The following is an 18,081-nucleotide window of genomic DNA, read 5'->3' as shown; positions in this document are numbered from 1 at the left end:
ATGGGCTGCATGGTCTACACACTCGCGCAGTCCCGGACAGAGCCGTCGCAGCCACAGCCGTCGGAGACGGAACCGTCGGAGACACAGCGGCTGCAGGCAGAGCCATCACGGGGACAGGCGTCGTACGTCACTCACGACGTCGTCAATCAACCGCCGCCACTGGCTCCGTACGACGCCGCCGAGGACGCCGCCCTGCTGGAGGGGCTGCGCCGGGAGAGGGCCGGGTGGGCGGAGCCGGACGTCCGACGGATCGGACTGCTGGCCGGCGGCGTCGAGGCGCAGGAGTGGGCCGACCTGGCCAACCGGCACGAGCCGGTGCTGCGCACGCACGATCGCTACGGGCGCCGGGTCGACGAGGTCGACTTCCATCCGAGCTGGCACGAGCTGATGCGGGTCGCCGTCGCCGAGGGGCAGGCCGGGGCGCCCTGGGCGGACGACCGGCCCGGCGCGCATGTGGCGCGCACGGCGGGCGGTCTCGCGTGGGGGCACACGGAGGCCGGGCACGGCTGTCCCACGTCGATGACCTACGCGGCCGTCCCCGCCCTGCGCCGCCAGCCGGAGCTCGCCGCCGTCTACGAGCCGCTGCTGACGAGCCGGGCGTACGAACCCGGACTGCGGACGCCGACGGAGAAGCGCGGTCTGCTCGCCGGTATGGGCATGACCGAGAAGCAGGGCGGCTCCGACGTCCGGACGAACACGACGACGGCCGCGCCCACCGCGGAGCCCGGCGTGTACACCCTGCGCGGGCACAAGTGGTTCACCTCGGCGCCGATGTGCGACGTCTTCCTGGTCCTGGCGCAGGCTCCGGGCGGGCTGTCCTGCTTCCTCGTGCCCCGCGTACTGCCCGACGGCACCCGCAACACGTTCCGCATCCAGCGGCTCAAGGACAAACTGGGCAACCGCTCCAACGCGTCCTCCGAGCCCGAGTTCGACGGGACCGTGGCCTGGTTGGTCGGGCCCGAGGGACAGGGTGTGAAGACCATCATCGAGATGGTCAACTGCACCCGCCTGGACTGCGTGACGATGTCGGCGACGCTGATGCGCAAGACGCTCGTCGAGGCGGGCCATCACGTGCGGCACCGCAGCGCGTTCGGGGCGCGACTGCTCGACCAGCCGCTGATGCGCAACGTCCTGGCCGACCTGGCGCTGGAGTCGGAGGCCGCCACCACCCTCACGCTGCGGCTGGCCGGGGCGGCCGACCGGGCGGTGCGCGGGGACGCCGGCGAGCAGGCCTTCCGGCGGATCGCGACCGCCGTCGGCAAGTACTGGGTGACGAAGCGGGGTCCGGCCTTCACCGCGGAGGCCCTGGAGTGCCTGGGCGGCAACGGCTACGTGGAGGACTCCGGGATGCCCCGGCACTACCGCGAGGCGCCGCTGCTGTCGATCTGGGAGGGCTCGGGCAACGTCAACGCCCTCGACGTGCTCCGGGCGTTGAGCCGCGAGCCGGCCACCGCGGACGCCCTCTTCGGCGAACTCGCCCTGGCGCAGGGGGCGGACGCCCGCCTCGACACGGCCGTCGTGCGGCTGAAGGCCCGGCTGGGCGAGGCGACACCGGCCGGCGCGCGCCGTCTGGTGGAGCAGATGGCCCTCGCCCTCCAGGCCTCCCTCCTCGTCCGGCACGCCCCGCCGGCCGTCGCCGACGCCTTCTGCGCGACCCGGCTGGCCGGTGACTGGGGCCACTCCTTCGGCACGCTCCCGGACGGCGCCGATCTCGACACGATCCTGGACCGGAGCCTTCCCCCCACGAACTGACCCCTCCCGCCGCGGAGGCTTCACCGGCGCAGAGTCGGGGCGCGGGAGCCGAGAAGCCGGTACCGAGGGCTCCGTCCGGCCGCCGACCGGAGATCCGGATGCGAGAGCACGCCGCACGGCGGGCACGGCCGGCACGGCGATCGCGCGGTTCCTCGGCGGACCGCCGCGCGCTCGGTGCCAGAGGATCACTCCGGGACCGAGCCTCGCCGCGCCGGGCCGACTCGCGGCCTGCGCACGCACGCGTGCCTTCCGGCCGACCTGGTGCCGACGGCCCTCGGTCCGCCCGGGGAGTGGTCCCCGCTCCGGCCCTGCCGCCCCCAGGCCCCTGAGCCACCCTGGTCCGCCGGGCGCGTCCGCCGGGCGCGCCGCTCGTCGAGCCGCTGCGCCCACTGCGTCCCTCCGGCGACGACGTCGCCGGGTCAGCCTGTCGGGCGGCCCCACAGGGCGGCGAAGCGGGCCCAGTCGGTGTCCCACTGGTCGACGCGTCGGCGCTCGAGGCGGCCCCGCAGGACGCGGCCGCCCGCGAGGGGCAGTGCGGCCGCGCCGACGCCCGCCAGGCCGCCGACGAGGGACGCGCGCAGTCTGGCCTGGGCCGCGGTGGCCGGCTGGGTCACCAGGCGGCCCTGCCGGTCCGTCCAGACCGTGATCGGGGTGCCGGCGGCGCTGCCGGGGCCGACCCGGACCTGGCCGGTGTGCCCGGAGCCGTCCGGCCCGGTCCAGCCGACCTTCGCCCACACCTGATCGCCGCTGGAGGAACCGGTCGCCGAGGCCTTGCCCGGGGCCTGCTCGGTCAGTCGCCCCACCAGGGGCCGCCACTCGACGCGTTCGCGCGCCAGACCGTTCTCGACGGACCCCGCGGTCGCCAACCCCGCCAGCACCCCGGCGAGGACGGTCAGCGCCCACACGCCGAGCACGACCCAGGACTCCACCGTGTCGGCGCGACGCTTGAGCGGATTGCGCCGCCAGCGCCACAGCCACACCTTCGGACCACGGAACGCCATCGAAGGCTTCCTCCTCATGAACACATGAACATCCCGGCTGCCCTCCCATACGCGGCGGGCGGGCCCGATGCTCAGCGATCGCCTCGTCCCGACGGTCCCACGCGCCCCGGCGACCGCGCAGGCGTCCCCGCGAAAGTGGCCGATCTCGGGCGGTCGCAGCCCACCGTGACCGCTGTGACCTGCGGCGACGGTGTTTCCAGAGGTGACTGTCAGTGGCGGGGTGCAGACTGGCCGGTGTCCGGGACAAAGACGTCGAAGACACAGCGGAGGTGATCGGCATGACCGAGGTACTGCTCGCCGTGGGCACGCGCAAGGGCCTGTTCATCGGGCGCCGGCGCGGTGGCACCTGGGAGTTCGACGAAAGCCCCTACTTCAACGCACAGGCGATCTACTCCGTCGCCGTCGACACCCGCGGCGACCGCCCGCGGCTGCTGGCCGGCGGAGACAGCGCGCACTGGGGCCCGTCGGTGTTCCACTCCGACGACCTCGGCCGGACCTGGACCGAACCGGCCAGACAGGCCGTCAGGTTCCCGCAGGACACGGAGGCCTCGCTGGAGCGGGTCTGGCAGCTGCACCCGTCTGCCGCCGAGCCGGACGTGGTGTACGCGGGCACGGAACCGGCCGCGCTGTACCGCTCGGAGGACCGCGGCGAGAGCTTCGAGTTGGTCCGCCCGCTGTGGGAGCACCCCACCCGCTCCCAGTGGGTGCCGGGCGGTGGCGGGGAGGGCCTGCACACGGTCCTCACCGACGAGCGTGACCCGAAGTCCGTGACCGTGGCCGTGTCGACCGCGGGCGTCTTCCGCACGACCGACGGCGGCGCGAGCTGGGCGCCCTCCAACTCCGGCGTCTCCGCGGTGTTCCTGCCGGATCCGAACCCGGAGTTCGGCCAGTGCGTGCACAAGGTCGCGAGGGACGCGGCGAACCCGGACCGCCTCTACCTCCAGAACCACTGGGGCGTCTACCGGAGCGACGACGCGGGCGGGCGGTGGACCGACATCGGCGCGGGTCTGCCCTCCACGTTCGGCTTCGCCGTCGCCACGCACCCGAGCCGCGGGGACACGGCGTACGTGTTCCCGATCAACGCCGACGCGGACCGGGTCCCCGCCGACCACCGCTGCCGCGTCTTCCGTACCTCGGACGCGGGGAGCAGCTGGGAGCCGCTCACCGTCGGGCTGCCGCAGGAGGACCACTACGGCACGGTCCTGCGCGACGCGCTCCGCACGGACGACGCGGATCCGGCCGGGGTGTACTTCGGCAACCGCAACGGCGAGGTGTTCGCCTCCGCCGACGACGGCGACAGCTGGCGGCAGTTGGCCGCGCATCTGCCGGACGTGCTGTGCGTACGGGCCGCGGTGGTCGGATGACGCGAAAGCGACCGGCAAGTTCGCCGGGATCGCCGGGATCGGCGGGATCGGCGGGATCATGGAAAATCAGTCCAGCGCGTCGAGTCCTTCCCGGTCCGCCAGCAGTCGGGCCAGTCCGGCCACGGTCGGCGCCTCGAAGAGGGACCGGATGCTCAGGTCGGCGCCGAAGACCGAGCGGATCCGCTCGGTCAGCCGGATGCCCAGCAGGGAATGCCCGCCCAGGCGGAAGAAGTCGTCGTCGATCCCGATCCCGGGGAGGTCGAGCACCTCGGCGAACAGGGCGCGCAGCAGTTCCTCCTGCGGGTTGCGCGGGGCTGTGCCGGAGCCGGCGGTGCGCGGGATCGGGTCCGGAAGCGCTGTGCGGTCGAGCTTGCCGTTGGGTGTCAGCGGGAACGCGTCGAGCAGTGTGAACGACGACGGGATCATGTGCTCGGGAAGGCGCCGGGCCGCGTCGCGGCGGACCTCTTCGACGAAGAGGTCCGGGTCGGACGGGAGTGCCCGCCCGGAGCGCGGCTGGGCCACGGGCGGGGCCGGGACGTCCGTCGCGTGGCCGGGGCGGACGGCGTACATCGTGACCAGTCCCGTGCCCGTGAGCAGGGGCGCCGTTTCGACCTCGACGGTGTAGCCGAAAGCCAGGAGCCGGTCCTTGATGCGGGCCACCCGGTCGCCCACGTCGTGTGCCTCGATCGCCAGCTGGCGGATGAGGGGCCAGTGCACGTCGTCGATGCCGTTGAGGACCTCGAGTTCGCTTTTCTCCGCGTCGATCTTCAGCAGGTCGATGCGGTCCACTCCGGTCTCGCGGATGACGTCGGAGAGGGTCCGCAGCTCGCAGACGACCTCCTCGTGCCTCAGCCGATCGGTGAGCAGCGCGTCGAGGTCGGCCTCGGCTGCGGGGTCGTCGACGCCCGTCGCGGAGAGGTCGTTGCGTACGTACGCCTCCACGACACCGCGTTCCTGTGCCGTGTCGCCGAACCGCCCGGACATGATGGAGAGACCGGGGTAGTAGGTGAACGTCGCCGTGCCCTCCTTCTCACCGATCCCGCACGGGAACAGCCTGACGTCGGCGCCGTGGATGCGGGTGTTGAGCTCCAGCAGGCGGAACAGAGCGGGGATGGGCTCAAACGCGTGGACGACTGCGTCCGGGCGGGACCGGGCGACCGCGAGCGTGAACAGCCCGATGTGCGCCCCGACGTCGAACACGCACGCCCCGTCCGGCAGGGTGATGCCGTTGCGCAGATACTCGCGGCCTTCGTATATCTCCTGGTAGACGAAGTCCGTCTCGGTGTGATTGGCCGATGCGACGACCATGCCGTTGGGCAGTGCGTAGCGCTCGTCGGCACTCAGCAGACCTTGTCGTTCGAGTCGGCACACCTGGAGCAGGGCACCCGCCTCACGGGCGTCCGGGACGAGGTAGCAGGCGAGTTGCGCGCCGCCCGTCCCGTCCGGCCGGGCCACGACCGCGGCGGCCGCCACTCCGGGCCGCCTCGCCAGTACGGCCTCCACCTCACCGAGCTCGACGCGCATGCCCCGTACCTTGACCTGGTGGTCCGTTCGGCCGGCGTAGTCGAGGGCGCCGTCCGGGCGCAGGCGGGCCAGGTCACCGGTGCGGTACATACGGCTGCCGGGCGGCCCGTGCGGGTCGGGGAGGAACCGGTCCGCGGTGAGGTCCGGCCGGTTGACGTATCCCCGTGCCAGCTGGACGCCGGTGATGTAGAGCTCGCCGGTGGCGCCGGGATCCACCGGCCGCAGATCGGCGTCGAGGACGTGCAGCCCGGTGTTCCACACGGGTCGCCCGATCGGGACCGGCCCCGGCGGTTCGTCCGCCCGGCACTGCCAGTGGGAGACGTCGACGGCGGCCTCGGTGGGGCCGTACAGGTTGTGCAGTTCGGCGCCGCCGAGGACGGGGAAGAACCGGTCGCGCAGCTCGCCGGAGAGGGCTTCTCCGCTGGCGAAGACCCGGCGCAGCCCGGTGCACGCCGCCGCTGTGGGTTCGTCGAGGAACAGTCTGAGCATCGAAGGGACGAAGTGGACGGTGGTCACCCGTTGGGACCGGATGAGTTCGGCGAGGTGGCGCGGGTCCCGATGGCCGCCGGGCTCGGCCACGACGAGGCAGGCCCCGACGCTCAGCGGCCAGAAGAACTCCCATACCGACACGTCGAAGTCGGCCGGGGTCTTCTGCAGCACCCGGTCGTCGGCGGCGAGCGGGTACCGGGCCTGCATCCAGTTCAGCCTGTTGACGATCGCGCGGTGGGGTACGGCGACGCCTTTCGGTCGTCCGGTCGACCCCGACGTGTAGATCACGTACGCGGTGGTGAGCGGGTGCGGCGGCGGGGGCAGCGGGGTGTCCTGCGTCCCCTCCCGCGCCGACAGGTCCCGGATGTCGTCGGCCGTCAGCACCGTCAGGGGCCGTGCGTCCTCGATCATGAGCGCGACCCGTTCGGCCGGGTGCCCCGGGTCGACCGGCAGATAGGCCGCTCCCGTCTTGTGCACCGCGTACAGAGCCAGGACGAGTTCCACGGAACGCGGCACGCTCACCGCGACGACGGTCTCCGGCCCGGCGCCGCGGGCCGCCAGCGCACGGGCCAGCCGCTCGGCCCGGGCGTCCAGTTCGGCGTAGGTCAGTACGGTGCCGTCGGCGACGAGCGCGACCGCCTCGGGCGTTCGGGCCACCTGCGCGGAGAACAGCTCGGGCAGGGTACTCGGCGGATTGCGCAAGCTGTCCCCCATGATGTCGTTCCCCTTACCGCCTGGCGGACCGCTGCGCTCGCCCGAGGGCGGCGCGCGGCGACCGCACCGGCAGGTCGTAACGTCGCCGGATACTGGTGCCGAGCGCGCCGATGTCGGCCCCGTACACGTGCAGGGACACGGTGAGACCGTCGGTCGCGCTGCGGACCTCGTGGATGTCCCCCGGCGGGGCAAGGAAGGCCACGGTTCCGACGTGGTTGACGGTGATGTCGACGGGGACGAGGTGCGGTGAGCCGTCCTCCTCGACGCGGCGGTAGCGGATCTCCTCCTCGGCTCCCCTGTAGGTGCCGATCACGCACCAGGAGACGTGGTCGTGGATCGGGGTGCGCTGGCCCGGCAGCCACACCAGCGCGACGACGGAGAACGTGCCGTCCGGCTCGATGTGCAGGACGTGCTGCTTGTAGCGGGCCGGATCGGCGGTCAACTGGTCGTCGGTCAGCAGGTCGTCGTGGTGCAGATGGCCGGCGACGACGTCCGCGACCCGTCGGCCGGTCTGCTCGGGCCGGCCGGGGGCCGGGGCGTGCAGCGCGTCGCGGATCTCGCTGACAAGGCCGTTCAGTCGCATTCCCCGGGAGGAGGGGGCGAGCATCTTGAGTCCTTTCGTGCGGCGCTCGGCGCTCCTTCTGGGAGCACCGGACGCCACCGGCCGCTGCCACCGGTCGGTGGGTGGTGGCGTTCTCTTCTGGGGGTGTACGCCGGCTCGTGCGTGGTGCGGCCGGTGTCGGTCTCGGGCTCAGGTCCGGCGGGCGCGGGCCCTGGCCATCCGGTTCTGCTGGTGCTGCCGACGCGCGTTGGCCCGGCTCTTGACCTGTTCGATCGCGTGTCCGGCCGCCTCGGCCTGTTCGGCGTCGACGCCGTCGACCAGCCGTGCCAGCCCGGCGACGGTGAGCACCTCGTACAACTGCGCCACCGTGAGCGCGGCGCCCAGGGACTTGTTGACGGTCGACACGAGCTGGATGGCGATCAGGGAGCTGCCGCCGAGGTCGAAGAAGCTGTCGTGCACGCCGACCTGGTCGATGCCGAGCATGTCCTGCCACGCCTTGCACAGCTGTCGCTGGGTCTCCCCGTCGGGTGGGGCGTAGGCGCTGGGGATCTCCGGGCGTGGATGGAGGGTCTGCGGTGTGCCGAGCCCGGCCAGCCGTTCGTCGCCGCCGGCGTCCGCGCCCAGCGTGAAGGCCCGCTCGATCAGGGCCTTGACGTCCACGGGCGACACGATCAGCTGCGGTTCGGGGGATGAGGAGAGGACTCGTTCCAGCACTTCCAGGGCCTGCGCCGAGGCCATGCCGCGTTCCGCGACATCCTTGCCGCGGATCTCCGCCAGCGCGTCCGGGAGGTCCGTCGTGACGGCCATGCCCGCGTCCTTCCACGGGCCCCAGTCGACGGTGAGCACCCGGCGTTCGGCCGCGTGGGCATGGGCGAACGCGTCGAGGAAGCTGTTGGCCGCCACGTAGTCGGCCAGGCCGAAGTCGCCCACGTGGGCGGCGTTGGAGCCGAAGAGGAACAGGAAGTCGAGCTGCTGCGCGGCCAGTGCGTGGTCGAGGTGGAGCGTCCCGAGCACCTTCGGACCCATGACCTGGGCGGCGTCCTCGGGTGTGCGGAGCTGGATCAGGCCACCGCCGGCCAGGCCCGCGGCGTGGAAGACGCCGTGGACGCTTCCCCACCGGGCCACCACGGCAGCGACCGCCGCCTCGACCTGGTCTCGTTCGCAGACGTCGGCCGTCAGGAGCAGTACCTCGGCGCCCCGCTGCCGGATGCGGCGCACGTTCTCGATGACTTCGGCGACCCTGCCGCCGCCGGGCTGGGCGAGTCGGCGGTCCCACTCCTCCTCCGGCGGGACGGGAGTGCGGGCGAGCAGGGCCAGTCGGCGGCCCGGGCGGGCCAGATGCTCCGCCAGGGCGAGTCCGAGCCCGCCGGTTCCGCCGGTGATCAGGTAGACGCCGTCGTCGCGCAGGGCGGACGGTGTGCGGTCCGCGGGTGGGAGCGGCGCCGGGACATAGGTCTGGGACCAGCGGTGCGCTCCCCGGTAGGCGACGCAGGCGTGCGCGGGCGGCACGGAGAACTCGCGGACCAGTTGGTCGACGGTGCGCTCGATCCGCTCGCCGTCGAGCACGATGTCGACGGTGCGGCAGCCGAGCCCGAAGTGTTCGCGCGGTATGACTCGGGCCGGGCCGAGCAGGGTGGACTTGAGCGGCATGAGCTGCTCGGTGCCGATGACCTGGTGCAGCCCGTTGCTGATCACCCAGATGTGGCAGTCCGGGTGGTCGGGGTGGCCGTTGAGTGCCTGGGCGAGGAGCAGCAGCTCGTCGAAGGCGCGGCGGGCGACGGCGAATCGGGCGGCGGGGTCGGCGTCGGTGCTCTGCGACTCGGCGGCGGCGTGGGTGACGTCGGTGACGTCGGTGACGTTCCAGCAGTGCGCGATACGGGTGGGCAGACGGTCCTGCTCGTTCAGTGCCCGCAACAGCCGCGTGTAGTGGTCCCCGTCGACGGGGTCGATCGTGAAGCGACCGGCTTCCTGCGACCACTGGTCTCCCGCGGCGACCGTGGTCACCTGGGCTCCGTCCCGGCGCAGTCGGGCTGTCAACCCCTCGGCCAGTCCCTGCCGGTCCTCGAAGACGAGCCAGTGCCGGTCGGTCCAGGAGGCAGGGGCCTGGGGCAGCACAGTGCGTTCCCAGGACGGGGCCTGTATCCAGTCCGTGACCTCGACGCGCCGGGTCGCCGGGGCGCTCGCGGCCGGCTCGGCCCGCCGGTCCAGCCAGTACCTCTGCCGCTGGAACGGGTAGGTGGGCAGGGCGACCCGACGGCGCGGCCCACCCTGGTGCGGGTGGCCGTGGAAGGCGGCCCAGTCGGGTAGGACGCCGGCGAGCCACAGCTGTCCGAGGGCGCGCTGCGCGGCCTCCACCGGGCGTCTCCTGTCCTGCCGGTGCGGCAGTGAGGAGGTGACCAGGCGGGGGGCTCCGCCCGTGACGATGCGCCGGGCGAGGCTGGTGAGGGTCTGGCCGGGGCCGATCTCCAGGAACACGAGGTCGGGTTCCTCCGCCAGGGTGCGCACGGCGGCGTCGAACTCCACGGGGGCCAGTACGTGTCGGCCCCAGTACGCCGGGTCCTGCGCCTCCTCGTCCGTGATCCAGGTGCCCGTCACATTGGACACGAACCTGGTGCGGGGCGCCTGCCTCGGTACGGCCGCGACGGCGGCGACGAACCGTTCCACCATGGGCCGCATCATCGGCGAGTGGAAGGCGTGCGAGGTGCTGACGGGCCGGCTCGCGACACCCCGCTCCGCGAGCAGCGCGGCGAACGCCGCCATCGCGGCGTGGTCCCCGGAGACGACGCAGTCCTTGGGGCCGTTGTGGGCGGCCAGGGAGATCTCGGCGGGCAGCAGGGACTCGACCGTCGTGCGGTCGGCGACGATGCTGAGCATCGCTCCGGTCGGCTGCTCCTGCATCAGCTCTCCGCGCAGCGCCACCAGTCGGAGGGCGTCCTGCGGTGTGAAGACTCCCGCGAGGCAGGCCGCGACGAGCTCGCCGAGACTGTGTCCGAGCAGGGCGGCGGGTTCGACGCCCCAGGATTCCCAGAGCCGTGCCAGGGCGAATTCGAGTACGAAGAGAGCCGGCTGGGCGAGCGCGGTCCGGCTGAGTTCGGCGGAGGCGGCCTCGGCGTCCACCGCGTCGAGCAGGAGCTCCGGGAGGCGGGCGTCGGTGCCGCCGCACGCCAGTTCCTTCAGGCAGAGGTCGATGGCGTCGCGGAAGACCGGCTCGTGCGCGTAGAGCTCCCCGGCCATGCCGGGGTACTGGCCGCCCTGCCCGCTGAGGAGGAACGCGACCCGCGGAACCGCCCCGCCGCACTCGCCGGTCGTCACCCGTGCCGCGTCCCGCGCCTCCAGAGCGGCGGCGACGGACGGGGCGTCGGGTCCGGTGACGGTCCGGCGCACCGGGAACCGGTGTCTGCCCACGGCCGCGGTGTACGCGACGTCGGCGAGCCGTGCCTGCCCTCGGCGCAGCTGCCCGGCCATCGCGTCGCTGAGCTCGTCCAGCGCCGCACGGTCGCGCGCGGACAGCACCAGGAGGTGCGAGGCGCGCGCGGGTTCACCCTCCGGCCCGACGCCGGGCCGGCCCTCGGGAGGACCTTCCTGGAGGATGACATGGGCGTTGGTGCCACCGAAGCCGAAGGCGCTGACACCGGCCAGCCGGGGTGACTCGGAGCGCGGCCACGGGGTGGTGTCCCGCTGGACGGCGAAGGGCCCGGCGGCGAAGTCGATGTCCGGGTTGGGGGATTCGAAGTGCAGGGTGCCCGGCAGCGTCTCGTGCCACAGGGACAGGACCGTCTTGATCAGTCCCGCGATACCCGCGGCCGCGTCCAGGTGGCCGAAGTTCGACTTGAGCGATCCGAGAGCGACCGTCTCGGACGGCACGCCCGCGTAGGCCCGGGTCAGGGCGCGGATCTCGATCGGGTCGCCGAGCGATGTGCCGGTGCCGTGCGCCTCGACGTAGCCGATGGCGCCCGGGTCCGTGCCGGCGTCGCGCAGTGCGTCGGTGATCACCCGCGCCTGCCCGGCCACGGTCGGCGCGGTGAAGCCGACCTTGACCGCTCCGTCGTTGTTGACCGCCGAGCCCTTGACCACGGCGTAGACGGTGTCGCCGTCGGCGAGGGCGTCGTCGAGGCGCTTGAGCGCCACCGCGCCCGCGCCGCTGCCGAACAGGGTGCCGGCGGCACGGGCGTCGAAGGGGCGGCAGTGTCCGTCCGGGGAGACGAACGACCCCTCCTGGTGGAGGTAGCCCCGCTCCTGTTCCAGGTTGAGGAAGACACCGCCGGAGAGCGCCATGTCGCACTCCCGCTCGCGCAGCGAGCGGCAGGCCAGGTGCACGGCGACCAGCGACGTGGAGCACGCGGTGCGCAGCGAGACGCTGGGGCCGCGCAGGTCGAGCTTGTAGGAGACCCGGGTGGACAGGAAGCCCAGCTCGTTGCCGAGCAGGATCTGCGTGCCGCCGGTGGTCTCGACGATCTCGGGGTGGGAGTAGACGTGGGCCAGGTAGCCGTTGCTGCCGGCCCCGGCGAACACGCCGATGTCTCCGCCCACCCGGGCCGGGTCGTACCCGGAGTGCTCCAGCGCCTGCCACGCCGTCTCCAGGAAGACCCGGTGCTGCGGGTCCATGATCTCCGCCTCGCGGGCCGTGTAGCCGAAGAACTCGGCGTCGAACGTGTCGATGCCGGACAGACAGGCGCCGGCGCGTACGAAGTTCGGCTGGTCGAGGTGGTCCGGCGGGGCGCCTGCGGCGAGGAGTTGTTCGTCGGTGAAGAAGGAGACGCTCTCCACACCGTCCCGTATGTTCGCCCAGAACTCGTCGAGGTCTCGGGCGCCGGGGAAGCGTCCCGCCATGCCGACGATCGCGATGTCCCGGTCCCGGCTCATGCGAGTTCACCGATCAGGCCGGCCAGCGAGCGGATGGTGGGGCCCTCGTACACCACGGTCAGCGGGACCGCGATCCCGAGGCCGCTGCGCAGTCTGTGCACCACCTGCAGGCCGAGCAACGAGCTGCCTCCGAGTTCGAAGAAGTTGTCCTGCACCCCCACCGCCTGGATCCCGAGCAGTTCCTCCCAGATGCCGGCGAGTTGACGCTCCAGGTCGGTCGCCGGAGCCACGTAGGGATTGCGCAGGCTGGGGCGGGCGTGGCGCTGCTCCACCGCGGCGATGTCCTGGACGGGGGCGGACCACTGCCGGACCCGCTCGTCCAGGTCGGTCGTGGAGACGATGACCTGGGGGCGGCACCTCGCGCCGAGGAGGCACTCGAAGACCGTGCGCCCCTCGTCCGGGCTCATCGCGACCTGGTGGACGGCGGCGCCGATGCCGGCTTGCGCGGTGTCGGCGCCGGGGAAGTGCCATGCCTCCCAGTTCAGCGATGTCCACCGGATCCGGTCGGGCGACGGCTCCCGCCGGGCGAAGGAATCGAGGAAGGCGTTGGCGGCGGAGTACGCGGTGAATCCGAGTCCGCCGAGAAGGGCCGCGACGGAGGAGCAGAGCACCGCGAAATCGAGGGGCTGGCCCGCGAGCGCCCGGTCGAGTACGTGTACGCCGTGCAGCTTCGGCCCGAAGTGGCGGGAGCAGTCGGCGTCGGTCAGCTCGGCGAGCACCTGGTGGGCGGCGGGGCCGGTGGTGCCGGCGGCGTGGACGACTCCGTTGACGGGACCGCATTCCTGTACGGCCTTGTCCACCGCGGCGGCGACCGCGTCGGGGTCCTCCACATCGGTGGCGGAGATCACGACCGTGGCGCCCATGGCCTCCAGCTCGCGGACGGCTGCGATGGTCGCGGTGGTGGCGGCGTCGTGCTCGCCGTCCCAACCGCCGCGGTCGGGCAGTCCCGTACGTCCCATCAGGATCAGCTGCGCACCGGGGGCGCCGGCGGCGATGCTCCGGGCGAGGACCAGCCCGATCTTGCCCAGCCCGCCGGTGATCAGATAGACGCCGCCGGGCCGCAGCCCGGACCCGGCGTTCGCCGTGAGCGGCGCCGGTACGAGGACCTGGCGCCAGCGCGATGTGCCGCGCAGGGCGACGACTCCGCTGCCGGTCTCCCCCGCGAGTTCCGCGAGCACCCGGTCGGCGAGGCCGGTCCGGCCGGCCGGAACGGGCACGTCGATCTGGGTGCAGCGCAGGGAGGGGTACTCCTGCGGGGCGACCTTGCAGACACCCTGGACGGTGGCCTTGACAGGGCTGATCGGCTCGTCGCCGAGTACCGGGTACGTCTCGCTGGACACCACGGTCCAGTGCTGCTCGCCCACCATCAGCTCGGGCTCGCACGCACGGGCCCACCGCACGAGGCTGTGGAAACCGCGTCGCAGGATGTCCTCGGCCGCCGCACGGTCGTCCGTCTCGGGGGCCGGGTCCGCGGCCCAGCAGTGCACGACCCGGTCGGGGAAGGATTCCCGGGCGCGCAGGCTTTCGGCCAGTCTCCCGTAGTGGTCGGGTTGCGCGGGATCCATGACGACGTGGCCGGATCCGTCGTCCTGCCAGGTCGGTCCCGCGGTGACGGTCACCACGGGGGCGCCCAGCGCGGACAGCCGGGCGGCGATGTCGCCGCCGAGGCCGCCGTCGTCGGCGAACACGAGCCAGCGGTGATCGGCCGCCGCGAGGGTGTCCTCCACGGGTCCCATCCGCTGCCAGGAGGTGTCGTAGAACCAGTCGTCCATCCGGGCCCGTTCCTCGGCCGCGGCCGCGCTCCGGTCGCGCCGGTCGGCGTCGAGCCAGTACCGGGAGCGGGCGAACGGGTAGGGGGGCAGGGGCACCCGATGGCGCGTGGCGTGCGCGTGCAGGCCCTCCCACTCGGGCGTGACTCCGGCGAGCCACAGCCGGCCGAGGGCCCTGAGCGCGGTCGCCCGGTCGGACTCCGCGGTGAACGCGTCGGGGAGCGACGGCACGACGACCCGGTCGGCGACCTCCGCGCTCGCCGGATGCTGCATCGCCGCCGAGGTCAGCGCCCGGCCGGGGCCCACCTCGACGAGGACGACGTCGTCCACGCCCCACAGAGTGCGCATGCCGTCGGCGAAGCGGACCGGGAGCCGTACGTGCCGGGCCCAGTAGTCGGGGTCCGTCGCCTCCTGTTCGGTGATCCAGGTGCCGCTGACGTTGGAGACGAAGGGGATGGCGGGCGGGTTCAGCCGCACCTGGCGCACGACCTCGGCGTACGGCTCTACCACCGGGTCCATCATCGGGGAGTGGAACGCGAAGCGGGTGTTGAGCCGTCGCGAGACCACCCCGGCCGCCTCCAGAGCGGCGCTCACCCGGTCGATCGCCTCGGGCGGGCCGGCCAGCACGCAGGTGCGCGGGTCGTTGAGGGCGGCCACGGACACCTCGTCGGTGAGGTGTCGCCCGACCTCCTCCTCGGTGAGGGGCACGGCCACCATGGCGCCCTCGCCGCAGTCGGAGATCAGCCGGGCGCGTTCCACGACCAGCCGCAGGGCGTCCTGGAGGGAGAAGACGCCGGCGACGCACGCGGCCACGTACTCGCCGAGGCTGTGGCCGATCATCGCCTCGGGGACGACTCCCCAGGAGCGCCACAGTCGGACCAGCGCGTACTCGACGGCGAAGACGGCCGGGTAGCCGAGCGTGGGCTGGTCCAGCGGGTGGTCGCTGATCCGGGCGCCCATCAGCATGCGCCGGAGGTCCGGCTTCCCGTCGCCCTCGGTGCGGCGCGCGGCGGTCCGGTCGAGGACGACCTCGCGGATGTCCCGGCCGAGCAGCGGGTCGAGGATCAGGGCGCACTCGTCGAGCGCCTCGCGGAAAGCGGGTTCGGTCTCGTAGAGGCGCTCCGCCATCATCGGGTACTGCTCGCCGAAGCCGCTGAACATGAAGGCGACCGGGCGGTGTCCGTCTCCGGCACGGCCGGCGCTGAGGATGCGCCCGTCGTCGCGGACATCGAGGGCGTCGAGGGCGTCCGCCGGGTCGGACGCGACGAGCACCCGGCGGTGGTTGAAGGACTTGCGGCCCATCTGGAGGGTGAACGCCAGGTCGTCCAGGGGTGTGTCCGGGTGTTCGCGCAGGTGGTCGGCGAGCCGGTCGGACATGGCGTCGAGCGCGGTGTCGCTGCGGGCCGAGAGCACGATGAGCTGCTCCTGGCCCGAGGGGCCCGAGGAGCCCGAGGAGCCCGGCGCGGGACGGTCCGGGGCCTGTTCCAGCACGACGTGCGCGTTGGTGCCGCCCAGGCCGAACGAGCTCACTCCGGCGCGGCGCGGGCCGTCGGCGACGGGCCAGGGCACTAGCTCGGTGTTGACGAAGAACGGACTGTCGTCCAGGGCGATGCGCGGGTTGGGCTGCTTGAAGTGCAGGGTGGGCGGGATCTGCCCGTGCTCGACGGCGCTGACGGCCTTGATGAGCCCCGCGATGCCGGAGGCCGCGTCGAGGTGGCCGATGTTGGTCTTCACGGCTCCGAGTGCGCAGAAGCTGCGCCTGTCGGCACCCGCGCCGAACGCCGCCGTGAGCGCGGCGAACTCGATCGGGTCCCCGAGGATCGTGGCGGTGCCGTGCGTCTCGACGTATCCGACGGTCTCGGGTTCCACGTCGGCGTTCGCAAGGGCGGTGGTGATGACCGATGCCTGGGAGTCGGCGCTGGGCGCGGTGAAACCGACGCGCCGGTCACCGTCGTTGTTGAGGGCGGCGCCCTTGACGACGGCGTGGATGTGGTCCCCGTCGGCGATCGCGTCGCCGAGCCGTTTCAGCACGACCATGCCGACGCCGTTGCCGCCGACGGTTCCCCGGGCGTCCGCGTCGAAGGAACGGCAGTGGCCGTCCGGCGAGAAGATGCCGTCCTCGGCGTACAGGTAGCCCTTGTGCTTCGACTCGTCGACGGCGACACCGCCGGCGAGTGCCATGTCGCACTGGAAGGAGAGGAGTGCCTGGCAGGCCAGGACGACCGAGACCAGTGAGGTCGAGCAGGCCGACTGGACGTTGACGCTGGGGCCTTCGAGGCCGAGCTTGTACGACACCCTCGAGGCGAGGAAGTCACCGCTGTTGCCGATCATGACCTGGCTGCCGCCCAGCATGTCGGCGGCCCGGCGGTTCGCCGCCACGTTGAACAGCAGGTAGGTGTTGGTGCCGGCGCCGGCGTAGACGCCGATCAGCCCGTCGTAGCGGGCCGGGTCGTGACCGGCCTTCTCCAGCGCGCCCCAGGCGCATTCGAGGAGCACCCGGTGCTGGGGGTCCATCAGTTCGGCTTCCCGTGGCGAGTAGCCGAAGAACTCCGCGTCGAAGCTGTCGATGTCCGCCAGCTCGTTGGTCGCGGGCACGTACAGCGGGTCGCGGGCCAGCGCCGGGTCGACCCCGCGCCGCAGGAGCTCTTCCTCGGACAGGAAGGTGACCGAGCACTTCCCGTCACGTATGTTGCGCCAGTAGGCGTCGACGTCCGGAGCCCCCGGGAACCGGCCTTCCATGCCGATCACCGCTATGTCCAGGCTGTCCGTGTACTCGTCGAGCTGTTGGTCTGTCATCGGTCTCCCGTCCCCGCAGCGAGCATGTGTCTCTCGGCCGTTCTCGGCGCCCCGGTCAGACGGGTGCGTCCGTCCGGCTGCGCCCGGTCAGATTGACGAGGACGATCGCGTCCTCGTCGATCCGCCCCGCGGCAGCCTCGTTGCGCACCGCCGCGATCGTCGCGGCCGAGGCGTAGCAGACGTCGAGGCCCTCCAGTTCCCGCAGCATCGTCCGGGCCTCGATCAGCTCCTGGCGTGAGACCGAGACGATGGCTCCCCCGGTCTGCGACGCGATGTCGTACAGATAGGGGTAGTACGGGGCGCCGTCACCGAGCAGAATCGCCGTGGCCAGCCCCTGGGGCCGGTCGATCCGGTCGGTGTCGGTCAGTTCGCGGCGGCCCTCCCGCCAGGCGGTGGCGGCGGGCGCGCAGGACTCCTCCTGGACCATGAGGAACCGTGGCATCCGCTCGATCGCGCCGGTCAGCCGGTACTCGCGCATGCCCTTGTGGGCTGCCACCAGACCCATTCCGCTGCTGATGCCCTGGACGATCACGTCGGGCGTGCGGTCCATCTCGTCGACGGCCTCCAGGTAGGCCAGCTTGAGCCCTTCACGGCGTGCCCAGTTGAAGAATCCGGCGTCCAGGTGCAGCCCCCGTTCGGCCGCGAAGCGGCGGGCCGCTGCCGAGGCGCCCACATAGGTGCCCGGGACCACGGTGAGCGTGGTTCTGGCGTGGTCCGGCACCTCGTGGTTGGAGACGAAGTCCTCGCCGCAGAAGAAGTGGGCGCGTATCGCGGAGTCCCGCAGCACCGCGCGGGCCAGCGCGGTGGAGCTGTTGCCCGTGCTCGACCCCACGAACTCCTTGACCCCGAACTGACGGAACACGGCCAGGACGACCGATGCCAGCCGGTCCTTGGTGGTGCCGGTGGGCTGCCGCGACTCGTCCTTCGTCCACAGTCCGGGCACTCCGATGGCGGCGCCCAGCCTCGGTGCCGGACGGCAGGGCGTACGGCGCGTGATGCCGTCGTCCAGGAAGTCCGGTGAGCTCAGCGGAAGGAAGTCGAAGTACGCCCGCTCGGGGACCTCGTCGTCGCGCCGCGCCGCGCCCTGGAGGGGGTAGCGCGGCTCCAGGGCCCCGGAGCAGTCCGGGCACCGGTACACCAGTGCCGGTTCGAGTTCGACGTCACAGCGCATACAGGCGAGTGCGTACGTGCCCCCTGCGCCGCCCTGGCTCTTCTCGTCCTGAGGCACTGCGTCGTCCCCCTCGATC

Annotated in this window: 7 protein-coding genes and 1 pseudogene; 2 read left to right on the top strand and 6 right to left on the bottom strand. The window is 72.6% G+C overall.

Translation table 11 applies throughout. The features are described from left to right. The first annotated feature begins 9 nt into the window (after positions 1-9). Positions 10-1,752, top strand: coding sequence for an acyl-CoA dehydrogenase family protein (locus ABZ725_RS15305; protein WP_358803159.1), 1,743 nt, complete (start codon positions 10-12; stop codon positions 1,750-1,752). A gap of 419 nt (positions 1,753-2,171) precedes the next feature. Here ABZ725_RS15305 and ABZ725_RS15300 read toward each other — a convergent pair whose 3' ends face one another. After that, positions 2,172-2,753 (bottom strand): hypothetical protein, encoded by a 582-nt coding sequence (locus ABZ725_RS15300; protein WP_351912820.1) that lies wholly within the window; start codon positions 2,751-2,753, stop codon positions 2,172-2,174. A gap of 212 nt (positions 2,754-2,965) precedes the next feature. Between ABZ725_RS15300 and ABZ725_RS15295 the strand changes: the two genes are divergently transcribed. After that, positions 2,966-4,117 (top strand): exo-alpha-sialidase, encoded by a 1,152-nt coding sequence (locus ABZ725_RS15295; RefSeq protein ID WP_358803158.1) that lies wholly within the window; start codon positions 2,966-2,968, stop codon positions 4,115-4,117. Positions 4,118-4,183: 66 nt separating this feature from the next. Here ABZ725_RS15295 and ABZ725_RS15290 read toward each other — a convergent pair. The 5 genes and pseudogenes from ABZ725_RS15290 to ABZ725_RS15270 form a co-directional block, all read right to left on the bottom strand. Then, positions 4,184-6,823: pseudogene (locus tag ABZ725_RS15290) on the bottom strand (amino acid adenylation domain-containing protein); the annotation flags it as partial. 34 nt (positions 6,824-6,857) lie between these two features. Beyond that, positions 6,858-7,451 carry a cysteine dioxygenase family protein gene (locus ABZ725_RS15285; protein ID WP_358803157.1) on the bottom strand — a complete coding sequence of 198 codons (594 nt, stop codon included), beginning with the start codon at positions 7,449-7,451 and terminating at the stop codon, positions 6,858-6,860. 144 nt (positions 7,452-7,595) lie between these two features. Beyond that, on the bottom strand, positions 7,596-12,269 hold the full coding sequence (locus ABZ725_RS15280; protein WP_358803156.1) for an SDR family NAD(P)-dependent oxidoreductase: 4,674 nt from the start codon (positions 12,267-12,269) through the stop codon (positions 7,596-7,598). Further along, complete coding sequence (locus tag ABZ725_RS15275) at positions 12,266-16,834, bottom strand: SDR family oxidoreductase (RefSeq protein WP_358803155.1); 4,569 nt, start codon at positions 16,832-16,834, stop codon at positions 12,266-12,268. Before ABZ725_RS15275 ends, ABZ725_RS15280 begins: the two co-directional genes overlap by 4 nt. 55 nt (positions 16,835-16,889) lie before the next feature. Beyond that, positions 16,890-18,062, bottom strand: coding sequence for a pyridoxal-phosphate dependent enzyme (locus tag ABZ725_RS15270; protein ID WP_358803154.1), 1,173 nt, complete (start codon positions 18,060-18,062; stop codon positions 16,890-16,892). Positions 18,063-18,081: the final 19 nt, after the last annotated feature.

The sequence above is a fragment of the Streptomyces sp. NPDC006872 genome (assembly GCF_040635845.1).
Taxonomy (GTDB): Bacteria; Actinomycetota; Actinomycetes; order Streptomycetales; family Streptomycetaceae; genus Streptomyces.
This window is presented reverse-complemented; position numbering and strand designations above follow the sequence as displayed.